Genomic DNA, 22,496 nt, shown 5'->3' on the forward strand with positions numbered 1-22,496 from the left:
GAGCTGAGCCTGTCGCTGCGCCCCGATGGGCGCACCCGGCTGCATGTCGACATGGACATGAACGCCGCCGACGCGGTGAGCTACCGCAAGTTCATGGCCGACCTCGCCGTGTTCTACCGCGGCGGTGAGCTTGCCGACCTCGGATACAGCTACCGCGAATACCGGGCCGCGCTGACCGCGTCGGACTCCGGCCCGTCCGACGACGACGTGCGATGGTGGACCGAGCGCATCCCGGAACTCCCCGAAGCGCCCGCACTGCCGTTGGTGCCGCCCGCCGAACAGGCCGACCCCCGGCGCAGCGTCCGCCTGTGGCACATCTTCGACGTCGCAACCCGAGACGCCCTGTTCGCCGCCGCGCACCGCCGCGGCATCACGCCGGCGATGGCCGTCGCGGCGTCGTATTCCCATGCGCTGGCGCGGTGGTCGAGCAATTCGCGGTTCCTGCTCAACCTGCCGATGTTCGGGCGCGAGCCGTTCCACCCCGACGTCGAGAAGCTCGTGGGCTGCTTCACGTCCTCGCTGATGCTCGACATCGACCTCACCGAAACCCGCACACCCGCGCAGCGGGCGCGCACCGTCCAGGAGACCCTGCACAACACCGCTCGGCACTCGAGCTACTCCGGTCTGTCGGTGCTCAGGGACCTCGGGCGGCACCGTGGCAACCAGGTGCTCGCCCCGATCGTCTACACCAGCGCACTGGGCCTCGGCGATCTGTTCGCCGGTGAGGTGACCGACCAGTTCGGCGCTCCTGTGTGGACGATTTCGCAAGGGCCACAGGTGCTCATCGACGCGCAGGCGACCCCGCTGGCCGACGGCCTGATGATCAACTGGGACGTGCGCGTCGACGCCTTCCGTCCGGGTGTGGCCGACGCGATGTTCGCCTATCACCTCGCCGAACTCAGCCGACTGGCGACCGATGACGCCGCGTGGGACGCACCCGATCCGCCCGCGGTGACCGAGGCGCAACGAGCCGTGCGCCAAGCGGTGAACGGCACGACGGCCCCGCCGAGCGGCGAGGCGATCCACGACGGCTTTTTCCGCAACGCCCTCGACAACCCCGGCGCACCGGCGGTGGTCAGCCGTCACGGCGACCTGAGCTACGGCGAACTGCGCACCCGCGCGCTAGGCGTCGCGGCGACGTTGCGCGACAACGGCGTTCGCCCCGGTGACCTCGTCGCCCTGATCGGACCCAAGTGCGCCGAGCAGATTTTCGGGGTGCTCGGCATCCTCGCGGCGGGCGCGGCCTACCTCCCGATCGGCGCGGACCAGCCCGCCGAGCGCAGCGCGCGGATCCTGGAGTCGAGCGGGGTCACCGCGGTACTCGTCTGCGGTGGCGCCGAGGCGACGCACACCGGCGTGCCGGTCGTCACGGTCACCGACGCGTCCGCTCGCGGCGCCGACGCGCAACCCGCCGACGTCGATCCGAATTCGCTTGCCTACGTGCTGTTCACGTCGGGCTCCACCGGCGAGCCCAAGGGTGTGGAGCTCACCCACGACGCGGTCATGAACACCATCGAGTTCGTCACCGACCACTTCGGACTGCGCGCCAGCGACCGCAGCCTGGCCATGGCGTCGCTGGAAGCCGACATGTCGGTACTGGAGATCTTCGCGTTGCTGCGCGCGGGCGGCGCGGTGGTGGTGGTCGACGAGGATCAGCGTCGCGACCCCGACACCTGGGCCAGGCTGATCCAGCAGCACGGCGTGACGTTCCTGAACTGGATGCCCGGTTGGCTCGACATGCTCCTCGAGGTGGGCGGCGATCGGCTGACCGGTCTGCGCGTGGTGCTGCTCGGCGGAGACTGGGTGCGGCCGGAACTGATTCGCGCCCTGCGGAACTCGGCTCCCGAGGTGCGCGCCGCGGGCCTGGGGGGCGCGACCGAGACCGCCGTGCACGGCACGATCTGCGAGGTCGACGACCCGCCGGCGCGCTGGACGTCGGTGCCCTACGGCACGCCGTTCCCGAACAACGCCTGCCGCGTCGCGGCCGCCGACGGTTCGGACTGCCCCGACTGGGTGCCCGGCGAACTCTGGTTCACCGGCCGGGGTATCGCCCGCGGATACCGCGGACGGCCCGACCTGACCGCCGAGAAGTTCGTCGAACATGACGGCCGAACCTGGTATCGCACCGGTGATCTCGTGCGTTACCTGCCTGACGGCACGCTGGAGTTCGTCGGGCGCGTCGACCACCGGGTCAAGATCAGCGGATACCGCATCGAACTCGGCGAGGTGGAGGCCGCGCTCAAGCGCATCGGCGGCATCGACGCCGCGGTCGCCGCCGTTGTCCCCGCCGAGCGCGACGTGCTCGCGGCGCTGGTGCGCACCGACGATCCGTCGGTCGACGCGGGGGCGGTGACCGCGGCGATGTCCGATCTCGGACCGGCGCACATGATCCCGAAGATCATCGTGGTGTCCGACCGGATACCGTTCACCGTCAACGGCAAGATCGACCGCAAGGCCGTGGCGCACCTGCTGGCCGATGCGGAACCGCCTGCGGCACAGGAGTATCGGGCGCCGACCACACCGCTGGAGTCGGCGCTGGTCGCGATCGTCGCAGATGTGCTCGACGTCGACGTCCGGATCGGGATCGACGACGACTTCTTCTCCCTCGGCGGGGATTCGGTGCTGGCCACGCAGGTGATCGCCCAGGTGCGCGACTGGCTGGACACCCCGACGGTGTTGGTCACCGACATGTTCGCCACCAGGTGCGTCGCCAAGCTCGCCGAACGGCTCCTGCGCCGTGAACCGGACGGTGAGCGGCTCAACGCGGTCGCCGAGGTCTACCTCGAGGTAGCCCAGATGGACAGCGCGGCCGTGCTGTCCGAGCTCGAGTCGTCGGCCTAGCGCCTCAGCGGAGCGCCGCCGCCAACCGACGCCACTGATCGTGCGGGAACTCCCGCGGATCGGCGGTGAGCACCTGGATGCACACGTGATCGGCGCCGGCGTCGAGGTGCTCCTGGACGCGGTTGAGCACGGTCTTCTCATCACCCCAGGCGATGATCGCGTCGAACAGCCGGTCGCTGACCGTCTCCACGTCGTCTTCGGTGAATCCCGACCGCAACAGGTTGTTGCGGTAGTTGGGCAGCGCCAGATACGAACGCAGCCAATCGGTTCCGACGGAGCGTGCCTCGTCCCGGTCGGTCGTGAGCAGCACGGTCTGCTCGGGCAGCAGCAGCGGACCCTCACCCAGATGCTCGCGCGCATACCGGGTGTGGTCCGGGGTGACGAGATAGGGGTGTGCGCCGCGAGCCCGGGTCGCGGCCAGTTCGAGCATCTTCGGGCCCAGGGCCGCGAGCACGCGGTTGGCGACCGGAACCGGCTGTGGGGTCGCATCGATCCCGTCCAAGTACTTGCGGGTCGCGGCCAGCGGTTTGCGGTAGAGCCCCGGTTCCTTGCTGTCGATCAACGGTGCATGGCTCACCCCGATGCCGAGCAGGAAGCGCTCACCGTGGCTTTCGGTCAGCGCCGCGTAGCGGGCGGCCACATCAGCGGGCTCGTGCATCCAGAGGTTCAGGATGCCGGTGGCGATCACCACCTGCTTGGTCGCCGAGAGCAGGTGTTCCACCGAGTCGAGGACGGGCCCACCGACGTCGGGGATCCACAGCGCGGTGAACCCGAGCTCCTCCAACTCCGCGGCGGCCTCGGCCGCTTGACCCTGATCGCCGTAGCGCAACTGCGAACTCCAGACACCGACGCCTGCCAGATCCATAAAGGTCCCTTTCGAGAGAGGAGTGAGCCCGTAACCGACCACTTCACGTTACGTAGCGACCGCCAGCCGTCACGCGGCCGGTAGGGTTAGGCGACCCTTACCCCGAGACCTGGAGGGTGCATGACCGCCGTGCAACCAGCGCCCGTCGTCGAGACGGATTCACCCGAACCCGCGGGCGACGCGGCGAAGCGGGCGGCCACCTACGACAAGCTCGCGCTACAGCAGCTGCTCGCCCCCACCCGGGCGCGGTCGTCACGGGCGCAGCGGTACCAGCTGCTGGCGTCGGCGGCCACGATCGTGCCGTTCATCGGGATCGTCGAGATCGGCCGTGAACTGCTCGCGCAGGGCCCGCCCGACACCGCCAGGCTCTGGACGATCGTCGCCGTGGTGATCGTCGCGCTGCTGGTGCGCACGCTGGCCGGCGGTGCCGCGCTGACGATCACCCACTTCGCCGACGTGGACCTGCAGCGGTCGCTGCGGCTGCGCATCGTCGACAAGCTCGGCCGGTTGCCGCTGGGCTGGTTCGGCGGCAGGTCGTCGGGCGAGGTGCGCAAGGCCGTCCAGAACGATGTCGGCGAATTGCATTTCCTGGTGGCCCATTCCGCGGTGGAGAACACCGGTGCGCTGGCCACGCCGCTGTTCGGCCTCATCTACTGCTTCTATCTCGACTGGCGGCTGGGCCTGCTCGCGATGGCCACCGTGCCGTTCTACATCGGGGTCTACCTCGCGCTCGGCCGCGACTCCCGAACCCAGATGGAACGGCTCGATCGGGGAGTCGAGCGGATCAGCGCCACCATCGTCGAGTTCATCGCCGGGGTATCGGTGGTCAAGACCTTCGGTCAGGCGGGCAAGGCGCACAAGCGTTTCGCCGACGCCGCCGACGAGTTCAACGACGGTTTCGCCGAATGGATCGGGCCGCTGGTGCGGGTCAAGGCGGTGTCGTCGATCTTCATCGACACCCCGGTGCTGCTGCTGGCCAACTTGGCCGGCGGATACTGGTTCGTCCGCAGCGGCTGGGTCAGCCCGATCGAGGTGCTCGGCTCGACGCTGGTGGCCGTGACCATCCCGGCCGCCGTCCTGACCGTCGGCTACTCGACGCACATCAAACGGCAGGCCGCGGCCGCCGCCGGGCGCCTGCAGCGCCTCCTGGACACACCGGCGCTGCCCGTCCCTCGTGAAGCCGCGGTGCCGCAGGACAATTCGGTCGAGTTCGACGGTGTGCGGTTCTCATACGACGGTGAGCACACCGTCCTGCACGACGTTTCGCTCACGCTCGGGGCCGGGACCATCACCGCGCTCGTCGGTCCGTCGGGCAGCGGCAAGTCGACGCTGGCCACGCTGGTGCCGCGATTTCACGACGTCGCCGCGGGTGCGGTCCGCATCGGAGGGGTCGACGTGCGCGACATCGACTCGGCAGAGCTGTACCGGCATGTCGGGTTCGTCCTGCAGGACGTGCAACTTCTCGGCATCAGCGTCGCCGACAACATCCGACTCGGCCGGTCCGACGCCGGTGACGACGAGGTCGTCGCCGCGGCGAAGGCCGCCCGCATCCACGACCGGATCTTGGCGCTGCCCAACGGGTATGACTCCATCGTCGATGAGGATGCGCACTTCTCCGGCGGCGAGGCGCAACGCGTCAGCATTGCGCGCGCTCTGCTGGCCGACACGCCGATCCTGGTGCTCGACGAGGCGACGGCGTTCGCCGATCCCGACTCGGAGGTCCTGATCCAAGAGGCGCTGTCGCGTCTCATCGTCGGACGCACCGTGCTGGTCATCGCGCACCGCCTTGGCTCGATCGTCTCCGCGGACAACATCGTCGTGCTCGACTCTGGACGCGTCGTCGAACAGGGCAGGCACGATGAACTGCTTGCTGCAGGCGGGCAATACGCGCGGATGTGGCGAACCTACACCGCAGGTAACGCGCAGGAATGGGAGGTCGCGCGATGGTCCGGGGCTTTCTGCAGATCCTCGGCCCGCAGCGGGGCCGGATGTTCAGCTTCCTGTCGGTGGTGACCGTCTACGGCGTCCTGCACGGCCTGGTGATGCTGCTCCTGGTGCCGGTGACCGTGTCGTTGTTCGACGGTGACTTCGCCGCCGCGGGCCGCTGGTTGGGGATCATGGCGCTCACCGTGCTGGTCGCCTCGGCGCTCAACTACCTGCAGGCGAAACTCGCGATCCGAATGGCGCTGACCACGATGCGTCTGCTGCACCACCGGCTCGGCGACCACATGGTGACGCTGCCGCTGGGCTGGTTCACCCGCGAGACGGTCGGCAAGGTCTCCCAAATCGCGGTCAAGGGAACGGTGTTCGTCGGCACGAGCGGCGGCAACCTGGTTACCCCGCTGGTGGTCAACACCGTCAGCGCGGTCACGGTCGTGATCGGGTTGTTCTTCTTCGACTGGCGCGTCGGGCTCGTCGCGTTGGTCGGCGGTGTGCTGCTGGTCGTATGCGGGCGGTTCGCCTCGCGGCTGATCGCCACCGCCGAGGAGCGGACGCACGACACGGCGACCGAGGTCAACAACCGAGTGATCGAGTTCGCGCGCTACCAACCGGTGCTGCGGGCGTTCGGCCGCACCGGGGGTGACTACACGCCGCTCGGTGACGCACTGCGAGATCAGCATCGCGCCGGACGCGCCGCCCTGTGGCAGTCGGTGACCGGGCTGCTGCTGAACGGCGTTGCGGTGCAGGCGGTGTTCTCGGCGCTGATCGCCGCCGGCGTGTGGGTGGCGGTGCAGGGCGACGTCAACCCGGTCACGTTGGTCGCCATCCTCGGGCTCGCGGCCCGGTTCGCCTCGCCGCTGTCCCAGCTGGCCGAGCTCGGATCCGCGGTCAGGTTGGCGACGGCGGAGTTGGCGCGCATCACGACGATCCTGGACACCCCGGCACTGCCGGAACCCGCCGCCGCGAGCGCGCTCTCAACACCCGGGCGCGTCGAGCTGGATCGCGTCGCGTTCGGCTACTCGGACCGAAAAGTGTTGTCCGACGTGACTTTTGTCGCCGAACCGGGCACCCTGACCGCGCTGGTCGGTCCGTCCGGGTCGGGTAAGTCGACGATCACCAAGCTGATCGCCCGCTTCTACGACGTCGACGCCGGCGTGGTGCGCGTCGGCGGGGTGGACGTCCGCGACCAGCTCACCGCCGATCTGATGGCGCAGCTGTCGCTGGTGTTCCAGGACGTGTACCTGTTCGACGACACGCTGCGGGAGAACATCCGCATCGGCCGGCCCGACGCCGGCGACGACGCCATCGTCGAGGCGGCCCGGACCGCGGGCCTGCTGTCGGTCGTGGAGCGACTGCCCGACGGCTGGCAGACCCGGGTGGGCGAGGGCGGTTCGGCGCTCTCGGGCGGCGAACGGCAGCGGGTGTCCATTGCGCGGGCGCTGGTCAAGAACGCGCCGATCGTGCTGTTCGACGAAGCGACCAGCGCGCTGGATCCCGAGAACGAACACCACGTCGCCGAATCGATCCGGACATTGGCCCGGCGCAGCACGGTCATCGTGATCGCCCACAAGCTGTCCACGGTCACCGCCGCCGACAACATTGTGGTTCTGTCAGCAGACGGAACGGTCGAGGACCAGGGCAGCCACGCCGAGCTGACGGCCCGCGGCGGGCAGTATGCGCAGTTCTGGAATCAGCGCGTCGCCGCGAGTGGGTGGGTGATGGCCGCAGCGGACGGGTAGCGTCTTTGCACACGTCAACGCCGTGCGGCCGCACTGAGAGGTGGTTGCGCCAGGGACTCTTGAGGCGGCCCGCCGGAGGGGCGACGTAGCCGTGTCCGCGTCGAGAAGGATAGGGTAACCTCACTTCCGACTTAGGACAGCCTGCGCTAATCACACGGAGGAATTCATGAGTGTTTTCACCGCGCGATCGCAGGCCCGCCGACCGCACCTGCCCGGGCTTCATCGCCGTCCCGACGCGACCCCGACACGATGATCGACGAACGAAGCCAGCTGACCTTCGCGCCCTGGATCAAACGCTCCGCTGGGCAGTCCAGTGACGGGGCGACAGTCGTCTTCCCCCATGCGGGCGGTGCTGCGGCGGCGTATCGGGCCTTCGCCTCGGCCTTGGCCCGTACCGGTGACGACGCCTATGTGGTCCAGTACCCGCAGCGGGCGGACCGGCTGAGCCATCCCGCGCCGGACACGGTGGAGGATCTGGCCGCCGACCTGTTCGCCGCGGGGGACTGGTCCGAGCTGGGTCCGCTGCGACTGTTCGGCCACTGCATGGGCGCGGTGATCGCGTTCGAATTCGGCCGTGTGGCAGAACGTCACGGCGTTCCCGTACGCCAGCTGTGGGTTTCGGCGAGCCAGGCGCCGTCGACAATCGCCACCTCACCGAGACTGCCGACCGCCGACGCCGAAGTCGTGGCCAACATGGTCGACCTGGGTGGAACGGACCCCCGGCTGCTGGCCGACGAGGACTTCATCGAACTGCTCGTGCGCGCGGTGCGCGCGGACTATGTGGCGTTCAACCGCTACGCGTGTGAACCCGACGTCCGCCTCGCTGCCGACATCCACACGATCGGCGGCCGCGACGACCACCGCATCAGTCCAGACATGTTGCGCGGATGGGAAACCCACACCCAGGGCGCCTTCACGTTGTCGCTGTTCGACGGCGGACACTTCTACATCGACGACCACCTCGACGCGGTCGCGGAGTTGGTCAATGTCGGTTAGCGCGCCACACGGCGTCGACGATCCCATCGTCATCGTGGGGATGGCGATCGAGGCGCCGGGGGGGATCGACACCGCCGACAACTACTGGGACCTGTTGGTCAACGGACGTGAGGGCCTGTGCCCGTTCCCGCGGGATCGCGGATGGTCGGTGCGCGACATCCTCGACGGTTCACAGCGCGACGGGTTCAAACGCATCCACGACCTAGGTGGATTCCTCGACGATGCAGCGAGTTTCGATCCGGAGTTCTTCGGGATCTCACCGCGGGAGGCCGTGGCGATGGATCCGCAGCAGCGGGTCGCGCTGCGTGTGGCGTGGCGGGCGCTGGAGAACAGTGGGATCAACCCCGACGATCTGGCGGGTCACGACGCCGGCTGCTACGTCGGCGCCTCGGTGATGGGGTACGGCCCCGACCTTGCCGAATTCTCCAATCTGACCGGGCATTTGATGTCCGGCACTGCGCTCGGCGTGATCAGCGGCCGCATCGCCTACACCCTGGGGCTGGCCGGGCCTGCGCTGACGATCGACACCTCCTGCTCGTCGACGCTGACCGCGATTCACACCGCGGCACAGTCCCTGCGGTCGCAGGATTGCGACGTCGCGCTGGCCGGCGGGGTCTGCGTGATGGGCTCACCCGGCTTCTTCGTCGAATTCTCCAAACAGCACGCGCTGTCCGACGACGGCCACTGCCGGCCCTACAGCGCACTGGCCAGCGGCACCGTATGGGCCGAGGGCGCGGCCATGTTCGTGCTGCAGCGAAGATCTCGAGCCTTGAGCGACGGGCGTGAGATCCTCGCCGAACTGCGGGCCACCTGCCTCAACCAGGACGGGCGTTCCGTCGGCCTGACCGCACCGAGCGGCCGGGCGCAGTCGCGGTTGTTCGCACGCGCACTCGAATCGAGCGGCCTGCGCCCGCAGGACGTCGGGATGGTCGAGGGGCACGGCACCGGCACCCGGCTCGGCGACCGCACGGAATTGCTCTCGCTCGCCGGCACGTACGGCGTCACCGAACCCGGCGAGGGTCCGCTGCTGGGTTCGGTGAAGTCGAACCTCGGCCACACGCAGGCCGCCGCCGGCGGGCTCGGCCTGGCCAAGGCACTGATCTCCGCCGAACACGGCGCGATCCCCGCCACGCTGCACACCGACGAAGCCAGCCGCGAAATCGACTGGGAATGCCAGGGACTGCGTCTGGCATCCGAGCTGACACCCTGGCCGGACATCAACGGTGAGCGGTTCGCGGCGGTCACCGCGTTCGGTATGAGCGGTACCAACGCCCACGTGATCGTCTCGGTTCCGGCGACGCGACCCGAGGCGGCGTGATGCCCACCGGATTTCCCGACGGCCGGGTGCCCGTCGTGTTGAGCACGCACGCCGAGGAACTTCTCGCCGCCGACGCCGAGGCGATACTGCGCTATCTCGAGCGCGAACCCGACGTGCGGGCCGTCGCCGCGACGATGCTACGCACCCGACGGTTGCGCAGGCACCGCGCCGTGGTCCGCGCTGCGGACACCGCCGAACTGGCCTACGGGCTCCGCGCGGTCGCCGACGGCCGCACGCATCCGCTGGTGGCCCGATCGTCGCAATCACCAACGATGCGAACGGCTTTCGTGTTCCCGGGGCAGGGCAACCAGTGGCCGTCCATGGGCGCGGACGCCTACCGGCGGTCGGGGGTGTACCGCACGCTCGCCGACCGCTGCGCCGAGGCGTTCGTCGCCGCGGGGCAGCCCTCACCGCTGCCGTACCTGACCTCCGACACCACTGGCGGGACCTGGTCGCAGACCGAGATCCAGTCGGCCCAGTTCACCCATGCCGTCGCGCTGGCCCACCTGTGGCGCTCGTGCGGGATCGTGCCGGACCTCGTGGTCGGCCACAGCCTCGGTGAGGTCGCCGCCGCCTATGTCGCCGGGAGCATCGCGCTGCCGGATGCGGCCGCCGTCGTCGTCGCCCGCGCCACGGCCGTCGACCGTCTCTCGGGCGACTACGGCATGGCCGCGCTGGGGGTTTCGCTCGCCGACGCCGAACGGTTGATCGAGTCGACCCCCGGCTGGCTCGAGGTGTCCGCGGTCAACGCCGAGGCGTCGGTGGCGATCTCGGGGGAGCGGGCCGCGATCGGCGCGTTGCTCGCGACGGCGACCGAACAGGGCCTGTTCGCCCGCGAACTCGACGTGAACTACCCCGGTCACACCAGCGCGCTGGAACGGGTGCGCGACGACCTGCTCGCCATGCTCCCGGACGCCGACTTCGCCGACGCGCCGATTCGGTTCATCGGATCCACCACGGCGGACGTCGTGCCCGCGGGAACCGACTTCACGTCCTACTGGTACGAGAACCTGCGCAACGCCGTGCGATTCGATCGTGCCGTTGCCGCCGCAGGGCGCCACGGCGCCACCGCGTACATCGAGATGTCGGCGCATCCGACCCTGCTGTTCGCGCTGGGGGAGATCCTGTCCGAGGACGATCCGGTGGTCGTCGGCTCGGGGCACCGCGACCATCCGCTCATTGACTCGGTATCGGCCAACATCGCTGCAGTCGCCGTGGCCGACCCCGAATTCCGGTGGGCCGACATGGCGGACATCGACACCCAGCCGCACTTGCGTGGCTTCCCGAACGCGCCGATGCGGGCGCTCCGGCTGTGGGCCGAACCGCAACCGCTGGCACCGGTCTACGGCCTCACCGTCGCCCGCGAGGCGTGGAACATCACCGCGATCAGTCCGGACGCACCCGGACAGCGGGTCGCGGTCGTCGACCTTGCCGGTCCGCGCGGGCCGCTCGCCGAGACGCTGCGAACGGCATTGCACCGCAGCGACGCTGAGGTCGTGGAGCCGACCGAGGCCGACCTCGTCGTCGCCGTCGCGTCCCTGCTGGACCACCCCGACGTCGAACGCGCGGCCCACGAGCTCGCCCAACTCGCCGGCGAGGGTCTGCTCGACTACGTCGACGCCGCAGGACCGCAATGCCGCGCGGTGTGCCTGGTCACCGTCGGCGGTGAGCACGTGCACCCCGCAGAGCCGGTCGCCCTGCCCGCCCAGGCCGCGCTGGCCGCGATGCACCGCAGCCTCGGCTTCGAGCGTCCGGAGCAGGTGTTCAGACATCTCGACCTCCCGTCGTGGGACCCCGACGACGCGCTCAGCGCAACGGTGGTCGGCGCACTTCTCTCGCGCGCCGACGAGGCGGCGGTGCGCGACAACGGCTCAGGCCCAGAGGTTTACGTCCGATCCGTCGGTGAGTCTGTGGAGCCGGCACCGTCCTGGCTCTCGGAGCCCGGGGCGTTCGACGATGTGGTGATCACCGGCGGCAACGGCGCGGTCGGGCTGCACTTCGCGCGGTATCTCGCCGCCCACGGGGCGCGCCGCATCGTGCTGCTCAGCCGCAGCGGCGTCGACGACGCCGTTTGCGCCGAACTCGCCGCCGCCGCACGGGATCTCGAGGTGGTCGCGCCCCGGTGCGACATCACCTCCGGCGAGCAGGTCGCTGCGGCTGCCGGGCAGTACGCAGGCGCTGGGGCGTCGCTGCTCATCCACGCCGCGGGCGCGGCGACGTTCGCCGACCGCGACGCGCTCACCTCCGAGGCGTTCGTCGACGCGGCGAACGCGAAGATCGGCGGGCTGGCCAGGATGGCCGAGTCCTGGCCCCTGCGCTCCGACGCTCGAATCCTGGTGTGCTCCTCGGTGTCGGGTGTCTGGGGCGGTCGCGGTCACGCCGCATACTCGGCCGCCAACCGGATGCTCGACGTGATGGCGGGTCAACTGCGCGCCGAAGGTCAACACTGCGTGGCGGCCAGGTACGGGCTGTGGCGCGGCAGCGGCATCGCCGACGCGGCCGAGGTCACCAAGATCGAGCGGTCCGGGCTGCTGGCGATGGCACCGGACGCGGCCGTCGAGGCCAGCCTTCGTGACCACGTCCAGGACCCGCTGCTGTTCAGCGCCGACGAGACCCGGTTGCGGGTGTTCCTGGGAAGCCGAACCGACGGCCACGTCGAAATGAACACGGCGTCAACCGAATCCGATGTCGACACCACGGCGCTGGTAAGGGCTGAGCTCGGCGCGGTCCTCGACATCGAGGCGGACGCAATCGATCTCGACACGTCGCTGCTCGACCTCGGGGTCGACTCGTTGCTGGCTCTCGACCTCCGTAATCGGCTGCAGCGCGCGACCGGCCACAAGGTGTCGCTGGCCGTGCTGCTCGGCGGCATCACCGGCGGCGAGCTCGTCGCCGACCTCGACAGCACCAAACGATCAGAAAAGGTGAACAACGCGTGACTGACACGGTCGACATCCGCGAGCAGGTACAAGACCGCCGGCTCGAGCTGCTGCGTCGCAAGCTCGCCGAGCGGGGACTGCGCGCGGAGAACGCCTCGGACGCGCAGGTCGGCCTGTCCGACGGGCAGCGCCGCATGTGGTTCGTCCAGGCGGCCGACCCGACCGGCGCCATCCTCAACATCTGCCTGTCCTACCGGCTCACCGGTGACCTCGATGTCGTCCGCCTGCATGACGCGGTCAAGGCGGTCGCAGCGCGTCATTCGCTGCTGCGCACCACCTACGGCGTCGACGAGGACGGCGAACCACAACCGACCGTGCACGAGGACCTGTCACCCGGCTGGGCCGTGCACGATTTGACGGACCTGTCCGAACACGCGCGTCGGCTGCGCCTCGAGGTGCTGGCCCAGCGCGAGTTCGGCGCCTCCTTCGATCTGAGCGCCGATTCGCCGCTGCGGCTGACGCTCGTGCGTACCGCGCCCGACGAACACGTCATGCTGCTCGTCGCGCACCACATCGCTTGGGACGACGGCTGCTGGCAGGTCTTCTTCGGCGACCTGACGCGCGCCTACGCCGGTGAAGCGCTGGCACCCGCGGTCACGCCGCCGTCGCATGCGCTCGGCCCGGTCGACGAGGACCTGGACTACTGGCGCGACGTGCTGGCCGACCCACCCGAACCGCTCGAGCTGCCCGGTCCCAACGGCTCTGCGGTGCCGACGAACTGGCGGTCGCAACGGCTGACGCTGCAGTTGCCCGATGCGACCGTCGATCGGGTCGCCGCGCTGGCCAAGGAGTCCGGTGCGACGCCGTACATGGTGCTGCTGGCCGCCTTCGGGGTGCTGCTGCAGCGCTACACCCACGCCGACGACTTCCTGGTCGCCACACCCGTGCTGAACCGCACCGCCGACGTCGAGGACGTGATCGGCTATTACGGCAACACGGTGGCGCTGCGCCTGGGCGCGGGAGCACATCAGAACTTCCGCGACGTCCTCGCCGCCGCCCGCGACACCGCGGTCGGCGCGTTCGCGCATCAGCGCGTGAACCTGGACCGGGTGGTGCGCGAACTGAACCCGGATCGCCGCCACGGCGTCGAACGGATGACGCGGGTGACCTTCGGGGCCCGCGGCGCCGACGGTCAGGGATTCAACCCGCCCGGAATCACCTGCCGCCGAGCCGAACTACGCGGACACCTCACCCAGCTGCCGCTGGGTTTCATGGTGGAGTTCGACGCTCCCGGAATCGTGGTGGAGGCCGAGTACCTCGTCGAGATCCTCGACGCGGCGCTGGTCCGACAACTGCTCGAGCACTACCTGGTGCTGCTCGACGATGCGCTGCGACGCCCCGATCTGCCGGTCAGCGATCTCGACCTGATGGGACCCGACGACGTCGAATGGCTCCGCCGGGTCTCGGCGGGCGAGGAGTTCGTCACCGAACCATCCACCATGACGGCGCTGGTGGAGGCGCAGGTCACCCGCACACCCGACGCGGTCGCCGTCGTCTACGAGGGACGCAACTACACCTACCGCGAACTCAACGAGTCGGCGAACCGGTTGGCGCACTGGCTGATCGAGCGGGGCATCGGAACCGAGGATCGGGTGGCAGTGCTACTGGACCGCTCACCGGAAGTCGTGATCACCGCCCTCGGCGTGATCAAGGCGGGCGCGGTGTACCAACCCGTCGATCCCACCTATCCCGTGGACCGGCTGACGTTCATCCTGTCGGACTCCGATCCGAAGCTGACCATCCGGGAACCGATCACCGACCTCGACGGGTTCCCCGCCACCAACCCCACCGACGCCGACCGCGTCCGCCCGCTGGACCCGGACAGCACCGCATACCTGATCTACACGTCGGGCTCGACCGGTTTGCCCAAAGGCGTTCCGGTGCCCCACCGGCCCGTCGCGGAATACTTCGTCTGGTTCAAGGGTGACTACGGGATCGACGAGAACGAGCGGCTGCTACAGGTCGCCTCGCCGAGCTTCGACGTCTCGATCGCCGAGATCTTCGGCATGCTCGCGTGCGGCGGCCGCCTGGTGATCCCGCGCCCGGACGGTCTGCGCGACGTCGGGTACCTCACCGAGTTGCTGCACGACGAGGGCATCACCTCAATGCATTTCGTGCCCTCGCTGCTCGGGTTGTTCCTGTCACTGCCCGGGGTCAATCAGTGGCGGACCCTGCAGCGCGTGCCCATCGGCGGCGAGGCGCTGCCCGGCGAGCTGGCCGACAAGTTCCACGCCACGTTCGACGCGCTGCTGCACAATTTCTACGGGCCCACCGAGACCGTCATCAACGCCAGCCGGTACAAGGTCGAGGGCAAGCAGGGCACGCGCATCGTGCCGATAGGCAAGCCCAAGATCAACACCCAGATCCACCTGCTCGACGACGCCCTGCGCCCGGTTCCGGTCGGGGTGATCGGGGAGATCTACATCGGCGGAACACATATCGCGCACGGCTATCACGACCGTCCCAGGCTGACCGCCGAGCGGTTCGTCGCCGATCCGTTCAACCCCGGCGGTCGGCTCTACCGATCGGGCGACCTGGCCCGCCGCAACGGCGACGGCGACATCGAATTCGTCGGTCGCGCCGACGAGCAGGTCAAGATCCGCGGGTTCCGCATCGAACTCGGCGAGGTCGCGGCGGCCATCTCCGTCGACCCCAGCGTCGGCCAGGCGGTCGTGGTGGTCAGCGATCTGCCCGGCATGGGCAAGAGCCTCGTCGGCTACGTCACGCCTGCCGAGGACATCGAAACCGTCGACGTCGAGCGGATCCGCAGCCGCGTCGCGGCCGCGCTACCCGAGTACATGACCCCCGCCGCCTACGTCGTCATCGACGAGATCCCCATCACCGCGCACGGCAAGATCGACCGGGCCGCGCTGCCCGAACCCGACATCGACTCCGGCGCCGCGTTCCGCGAACCCGCCGACGGGACCGAACGCCGAATCGCCGACCTGTTCGCCGAACTCCTCGAACGCGACCGCATCGGTGCCGACGACTCGTTCTTCGACCTCGGTGGCCATTCGCTGTTGGCCACCAAACTCGTTGCCGGAGTGCGCAGTGCATTCAACGTCGACATCGGCGTGCGCGAGGTCTTCGAACTGGGCACCGTCGCCGCCCTCGCGCAGCGAATCGACTCGTCGGCCGCCGGGCCGGCCCGTCCCAGACTGGTGCCCGTACCGCACGACGGGCCGCTGCTCATGTCGGCCTCGCAGCTTCGCATGTGGTTCCAATACCGCATCGACGGGCCCAGCCCGGTCAACAACATCCCGTTCGCGGCCCGCATCCACGGACCGTGTGACACCGAGGCGTTCGTGCAGGCGGTGCGGGACGTGGTGGGCAGGCACGAGGTGCTGCGCACGACGTATCGCGAAATCGACGGCGCGCCATACCAGATCGTCAACGACGCTGTCGAGGTCGCGGTGCGCCGCGCCCACGGCACCGACGACATCTGGTTGGAAACCGAACTCGGCGAGGAGCGCAGGCATGTCTTCGACCTCGAAGCCGACCCGCCCGTGCGCGCCGCCGTGCTCGCCACCCCGGATGCGCACGTGGTGTCGCTGGTGGTGCACCACGTCGCCGCCGACCACTGGTCTGCCATGGTGTTGTTCACCGACCTGCTGAGGGCGTACCGCGCCAGGCGGGCCGGTGAGGCACCGGGATTCGCGCCACTGCCGGTCCAGTACGCGGACTACGCTGCGTGGCAGGCGACGCTGCTCGGCGAGACCGACGGGCCGATCGCGGCGCAGCGCGAGTACTGGCGCGAACAGTTGGCCGGTATGCACGAAGACCCCGGCCTGACACCGGATTTCCCGCGTCCGCCCGTGCTGAGCGGCGAAGGTGACGCGGTCGAGTTCGGCATCGACGCCGCCACCCGCGGCAAGCTCGCCGAACTGAGCTCGGAACTCGGTGTCACCGAGTTCATGCTGCTGCAGGCGGCCGTCGCGGTCGCACTGCACAAAGCCGGTGAGCGCCCGGACATTCCGTTGGGCACCCCGGTCGCGGGCCGCACCGAGGCCGAGCTCGACCAGCTCGTCGGCTTCTTCATCAACATCGTGGTGCTGCGCAACGATCTGAGCGACAACCCGACTCTGCGCGAGGTGCTGCGCCGGGCCCGCGGCACCGCGTTGGAGGCCTACGCCCACCAGGACCTGCCGTTCGACCAGGTGGTCGACGCGGTCAGCCCGGCACGGTCGTTGTCGCGCAACCCGTTGTTCGGTGTCGTCGTGCACGTGCGCGAGGCGCTGCCCGCCGACCAGGTGATCGAGTCGCGCGCCGACGGCGACACCACGTTCACCGCGCTCGAGCCGCCGTTCGACGTGGCGCACGCCGACTTGTCGGTCAACTTCTTCGGCACCGACGACGGCTACCGCGGTCACGTCATCTACCGGACCGACCTGTACCGGCGCAGCACCGCCGAACGGTTCGTCGGATGGCTCAACCGTGTGCTGGCCGCATTCGCCGATGACCCCGGCCAACGGGTGCGCGACGTGCAGATCGCCGACCGCGAAGAGCGCCGTATCGTGCAGCGGTTCAGCGCGGCGGCCTCGGCCAACGTGCTCGACGGCTGGCGCGATCCGGTCGCGATCGGCGTGGTCGGCGACGTCTACGACCACGTCGTCGACGAGACCGGAGCCGATCTTCGGGCGACGGGCAGGCGGGGCCGGTGGACCGCGGACGGCGACCTCGAGTTCGTCGATGCCGCCGAGCAGCGCCGCCCGTCCACCCCCTCCGGGCCGGCCGAACCCGTGCGCACGGAAACCGAGCGCGTGCTGGCGGCCCTGCTGGCCGACGTCGTCAACGTGCCCGAGGTGAACCGCACCGACGACTTCTTCGAGTTGGGGGGCGACTCCATCCTCGCGGTCCAACTCGCGGCACGGGCGCGCGACGCGGGTGTGGCCGTCACCGCCCGAATGGTGTTCGAACACCCCACGATCGGCGAGCTTGCGGCCAAGGTCGACGCCACCGCGCAGAGCGAGGCGCCCGACGTGCGTCACGAGCCGATGGCCGCCTCGGGTCTGTCGTCCGATGAGCTGGCGGCGGTCACGTCGATGTGGTCGGCGTCGCAAGAGGGCGCGCCGTGACCTCGACGCAACCCAAGGCCGAATCGAAGGTCGCCATCGAGGACGTGATGGCGCTCAGCCCGCTGCAGCAGGGGCTGTTCTCGCTCGCGCAGTTGAGCGTCGGCGACGACACCGACGGGGGAGAGGACCCCTACGTCATCGCGATGGCGGCCGACATCACCGGCGAGCTCGACGCGGACCTGCTGCGGGAGTGCGCGGCGACGCTGCTCGACCGTCACCCCAACTTGCGAGCGAGTTTCCTTCGGGCGCACAGCAAACCGGTCCAGGTAGTGCCCAACCGCGTCGACGTGCCCTGGCGTCGGATCACCGCAGCGGCCGACGAAGTCGACGCGCTGGAGGCCGACGAACGGCGCCGCCCGTTCAACCTCGCGAAGGGACCGGCGATCCGGTTCGTCCTCATCGAGGTGCCCGGATCGCATTTCCGGTTCGTTGTGGTCGCCCACCACATCATCATCGACGGCTGGTCGCTGCCCCTGTTCGTCGGTGAGCTGTTCGCGCTGTACGAGTCGGGCGGTGACCAAGCCGTCCTGCCGCCCCCGCCGCGCCCGTACCGCGACTACATCGGCTGGCTCGCCGGCCGCGACCAGGAGACCAGCCGCAACCTGTGGCGCGAGCACCTGGCCGACCTCGACGGCCCGACGCTCGTGACGCCGGCGCTCACCTCCGGTGAGCCGCCCACCGGTGAACCGCGCCGCACCGAACTGAGCCTGGACAGCGCCGCCACCCAGCAGTTGGCGGAGGCCGCGCGCTCGCGCGGTGTCACGGTCAACACGCTGGTCCAGATGGCCTGGGCGGCGGTGCTTTCGGCGTTCACGGACCGCTCCGATGTGGTATTCGGCGTGACGGTGTCGGGGCGCCCAGGTGAGCTGGCGGGCGTCGAGACCATGGTCGGCTTGTTCATCAACACGGTGCCGCTGCGGGTCCGTCTCGATCCGGCGGCCCGCGTCGGCACGCAATGCGTTGCGCTGCAACGCGAAGCGGCCAAGCTGCGTGACCACAGCTACCTGCCCCACAACGAGCTGCGCTCGCTCGGCGGCATCGGCGAGTTGTTCGACACCCTGCTGGTCTACGAGAACTTCCCGCCCGGCGGGCTGGTCGGCGGCGGCGACTTCGTCGCCAACGGCGCGACGTTCCGCCCGGCCGCGCTGGAGAGCGTGTCGCACTTCCCGGTCACCATCGCCGCACACATGATCGACGACGAGCTCACCGTCCTGGTCGAGGTCATCGACGGCGCCCTCGGCCAGATGAGCCCCGAATCGCTCGGGCGTCGCGTGCTCACCACCACCCAGCGGCTGATCGCGAACTGGGACCGTCCGCTACGCGATCTCAGCGTCCTGCTCGACGGTGAAGGCCGGGTTCCGATCGCTCCGGTGGCAGCGGCGCCCACCCATCTCGGCGTGCACACCGCGTTCACCGAGACCGCCGGCGCCCGGCTGGGCTCACCGGCGTTGAGCTGGTCCGGCGGCGAACTCACCTATCGGCAACTCGACGAGGCCGCCGACCGGCTGGCCGCCACGCTGGTGTCGAAGGGAGTGCGCACGGAAACGCCTGTCGCGATCCATCTTTCCCGCGGACCGCAATATGTGGTCGCGATGCTGGCGGTGCTCAAGGCCGGCGGCGTCATCGTGCCACTCGATCCGGGGATGCCCGACGAGCGGATGGCCGGCATCCTCGAACAGTGCGGTGCGACGATCGTCATAGACGACGACATGCTCGCCGCGGCGGCCGACAAGGGAGTCGAGGACTTCCGGCCCGTGCCAGCTCTGCCGGGCCAGGCCGCGTACATGGTGTTCACGTCCGGAACGACCGGCAGGCCGAAGGGCGTCGTCGGCACCCACCAGGCATTGCTGGCCTACGCCGAGGATCACGCCCGAAACGTGTTGCGGCCCGCCGCCACTCGATTGCGCCATCCGCTGCGGGTGGCGCACGCCTGGTCGTTCACCTTCGACGCGGCCTGGCAGCCGCTGGCGGCACTGCTCGACGGGCACGCGGTACACATCGTCGACGACGAGATCCAGCGCGACGCCGAGGCGCTGGTCGAGACCATCGGGCGGTACGGGGTCGACCTGATCGACACCACCCCGTCGATGTTCGCCCAACTGCACGCAGTGGGGCTGCTGACGACGGTGCCGCTCGGGGTGCTGGCGCTGGGGGGCGAGGCCGTCGGGATACCGGCGTGGAACCTCATCCGCGACGAATGCGCACGAACCGGCATGGCGGCGTACAACTGTTACGGCCCAACGGAAACCACCGTGGAGGCCGTCGTCGCCACCATCCCCGAACACGAACAGCCGACCATCGGGCGCCCCACCTCGCCCAGCAGGGCCCACGTGCTGGACTCGTGGCTGCGCCCGGTGCCCGACGGCGTGCCCGGTGAGCTGTACCTGTCGGGCGCCCAGTTGACCCGCGGATATCTCGGCCGCTTCGGCGAGACCGCGAGCCGTTTCGTCGCCGATCCGTTCGCGGCCGGTGAGCGGATGTACCGCACCGGAGACGTCGTACGGCGTCGGCCCGACGGTGGGCTGGAGTTCCTCGGGCGGTCCGACGCGCAGGTCAAGATTCGCGGCTTCCGGGTGGAACCGACCGAGATCTCGGCGGTTCTGCACACCCATCCCGCGGTGCGGCACGCCCACGTGGCGGTGCGCCGTCAACAGTGGGGTCCGCAGTTGGTCGCGTTCGTGGCCGCCGAGCCCGCGCCCGCCGTGTCGGAGCTGCGCGCCATGGTGTCGAAACGCCTGCCGCGCTACATGGTTCCGCACTCGATCGTCGTCGTCGACCAGTTGCCGCTGACCCCGCACGGCAAGGTCGACGAGGCCGCGCTGAACGCCATCGCCGTCGAGAACGGTCCGTCGGCCGCCCCGGAGACCGAGACGGAGAAGGCCCTGGCGTCGGTGCTCTGCGAGCTACTTGACGGTGGCGAACGCCTCACCATCGACGTCACCGCGGACTTCCTCGCGCTCGGGCTGGACAGCATCGTGGCGCTCTCGGTGGTGCAGGCCGCCCGCAGGCGCGGAATTCCGTTGCGCGCCAGGCTGATGCTCGAGTGCGCGACGCTGCGCGAACTCGCCGCAGCCATCGAGAACGAGTCGGCGGTCGCCGAACACGACGACGACCCGGGCGGCCCGATGCCCGTGCTGCCCAATGCGCACTGGCTCTATGAGCACGGCGATCCGCGCCGACTGGCGCAGACCGAGGCCATCCGGTTGCCCGACGGCATCACCGGTGAGCAACTCGAGCGGATCCTGCGTACCGTCGTCGACGCGCATCCGGTGCTGAGAAGCCGGCTCGACCGGCAGGCGATGACGCTCGTCGAGCACGACGTACAGACTTCGCTGACCGAGGTGCCCGTCGACGGTGATTCGGACGAAGCCCTCGTCGAGGCCGTCGCCGAACACGCCCGGCGATCGGTGGAACGCCTTGACCCGCAACGTGGCTCGATGCTCGCCGCGGTGTGGTTGCGCCCGCCCGGCGCTCCCGGTGTTCTGCTGCTGACCGCGCATGTGCTGGCGGTCGACCCCGCGTCGTGGCGGATCCTGCTGGGCGAACTCGACGCCGCGTGGCACGCGCTCGCGTCGGGGCGCGAGCCGGCGCCCACCCGCGAGCACACCAGCTACCGACGGTGGTCGCGCCTGCTCGCCGAGCGCGCGCACACGCTCGACACGGCCGACTTCTGGGCGGCCCAACTCGAAGGCGACGACCCGCCTCTCGGCGCCCGCAGGCTGCGGCCGCAGACCGATCGCGTCGGCGACGTCGTCGTCTCCATGGCGGTGACGGACAGCGACGTCACCGCGCGGTTGCTCAACGCTCCCGAATCCACGCCACATCTGCTGGCGGAGGCCGCGGCGCGCACCGTCACCCGCTGGCGCCGGCACCGCGGCCAGGACACGCCGCCGCCGTTGTTGGCGCTGGAGACCCACGGCCGCGCCGACACCGTCGTCGACGGCGCCGACACGTCCGACACCGTCGGGTTGCTCACCGCCATCTATCCGCTGCGGGTGCAGACGGCCCGCGATGTCACCGAAGTCCCCGGCGACGGCATCGATTACGGACTGTTGCGCTACCTGCGACCCGACGCCGCCGAACGGCTGGCGGCGCGGCCGGAACCGCAGTTGCTGCTCAATTTCCTGGGCCGCGTGCACGCCGGTTTCGACGGCGGCACGCTGCGGCCCGACCGTGCGCTGCTGGCGCGCGTGTCGCCGCTGCCCGAGCCGCGGCTTGCCGTGAGGCACGAATTGACCGTGCTGGCAGCCGTTCTCGGTGACAGCGATGCGCCGGTGCTCGGTACGCAATGGCGCACGCTGCCCGACATCTTGACCGCCGATGACGTCGCCGCACTGCAGGCGATGTGGCAGGAATCGCTACGAGAGGTCGTCTCATGAGCCGGACACTCGCGGTGGTGGGCGCGGGCGCGAAGGCCGTCGCCGTCGCCGCCAAGGCCGCCGAACTGCGCGACATGGGCATCGATGTGCCCGAGGTCGTCGCCGTGGAGAAGACGGGCGTGGCCGCCAACTGGCAGGCCGACGGCGGCTGGACCGACGGCCAACACCGGCTGGGGACCAGCCCCGAGAAGGACGTCGGCTTCCCATACCGCTCAGCGCTGGTGCCGCGCCGCAACGCCGAACTCGACGAGCGGATGACCCGGCACAGCTGGCAGCAGTATCTGATCTCGACCGGCCAGTTCGCCGAATGGGTGGACCGCGGACGTCCCGCGCCCACGCACCGCAGGTGGAGCCAGTACCTGCGCTGGGTCGCAGGCAATATCGAGATGAACGTGGTGCGGGG

General features: G+C 69.8%; 9 protein-coding genes and 1 pseudogene. 9 read left to right on the forward strand and 1 reads right to left on the reverse strand.

Going from position 1 to position 22,496, the window contains the following annotated elements; all coding sequences use genetic code 11:
- The coding region (locus A5698_RS00220) for a non-ribosomal peptide synthetase (RefSeq protein ID WP_068291833.1) at nt 1-2,841 on the forward strand (2,841 nt) is incomplete at its 5' end.
- A gap of 4 nt (nt 2,842-2,845) precedes the next feature.
- On the opposite strand, the gene A5698_RS00225 is transcribed toward A5698_RS00220, so the two are convergent.
- Nucleotides 2,846-3,706, reverse strand: coding sequence for an LLM class F420-dependent oxidoreductase (locus tag A5698_RS00225; protein ID WP_068291836.1), 861 nt, complete (start codon nt 3,704-3,706; stop codon nt 2,846-2,848).
- A gap of 120 nt (nt 3,707-3,826) precedes the next feature.
- Between A5698_RS00225 and A5698_RS00230 the strand changes: the two genes are divergently transcribed.
- From A5698_RS00230 to mbtG, 8 genes and pseudogenes are all read left to right on the forward strand, one after another.
- Nucleotides 3,827-5,719: an ABC transporter ATP-binding protein gene (locus tag A5698_RS00230; protein WP_084792140.1), complete on the forward strand. Its 1,893-nt coding sequence runs from the start codon at nt 3,827-3,829 to the stop codon at nt 5,717-5,719.
- On the forward strand, nt 5,650-7,386 hold the full coding sequence (locus tag A5698_RS00235; RefSeq protein ID WP_068291856.1) for an ABC transporter ATP-binding protein: 1,737 nt from the start codon (nt 5,650-5,652) through the stop codon (nt 7,384-7,386). The genes A5698_RS00230 and A5698_RS00235 overlap by 70 nt, the downstream gene beginning before the upstream one ends.
- Before the next feature lie 249 nt (nt 7,387-7,635).
- Nucleotides 7,636-8,382: a thioesterase II family protein gene (locus A5698_RS00240; protein WP_068291841.1), complete on the forward strand. Its 747-nt coding sequence runs from the start codon at nt 7,636-7,638 to the stop codon at nt 8,380-8,382.
- Nucleotides 8,372-9,700, forward strand: coding sequence for a beta-ketoacyl [acyl carrier protein] synthase domain-containing protein (locus A5698_RS00245; protein ID WP_068291844.1), 1,329 nt, complete (start codon nt 8,372-8,374; stop codon nt 9,698-9,700). The genes A5698_RS00240 and A5698_RS00245 overlap by 11 nt, the downstream gene beginning before the upstream one ends.
- Nucleotides 9,700-12,639 carry a mycobactin polyketide synthase MbtD gene (mbtD, locus tag A5698_RS00250; RefSeq protein WP_068291849.1) on the forward strand — a complete coding sequence of 980 codons (2,940 nt, stop codon included), beginning with the start codon at nt 9,700-9,702 and terminating at the stop codon, nt 12,637-12,639. The genes A5698_RS00245 and mbtD overlap by 1 nt, the downstream gene beginning before the upstream one ends.
- Entirely contained in the window at nt 12,636-17,714 is a 5,079-nt protein-coding gene (locus tag A5698_RS00255) for a non-ribosomal peptide synthetase (RefSeq protein WP_068291853.1), read from the forward strand. Before mbtD ends, A5698_RS00255 begins: the two co-directional genes overlap by 4 nt.
- Nucleotides 17,715-17,761: 47 nt before the next feature.
- Complete coding sequence (locus A5698_RS00260; protein ID WP_068291859.1) at nt 17,762-22,093, forward strand: non-ribosomal peptide synthetase; 4,332 nt, start codon at nt 17,762-17,764, stop codon at nt 22,091-22,093.
- Nucleotides 22,090-22,496 (forward strand): annotated as a pseudogene (gene mbtG / locus A5698_RS00265) (NADPH-dependent L-lysine N(6)-monooxygenase MbtG); the annotation flags it as partial. The gene A5698_RS00260 and the pseudogene mbtG, both read left to right, overlap by 4 nt.

This window comes from Mycobacterium sp. E136, assembly GCF_001666865.1.
Lineage (GTDB): Bacteria > Actinomycetota > Actinomycetes > Mycobacteriales > Mycobacteriaceae > Mycobacterium.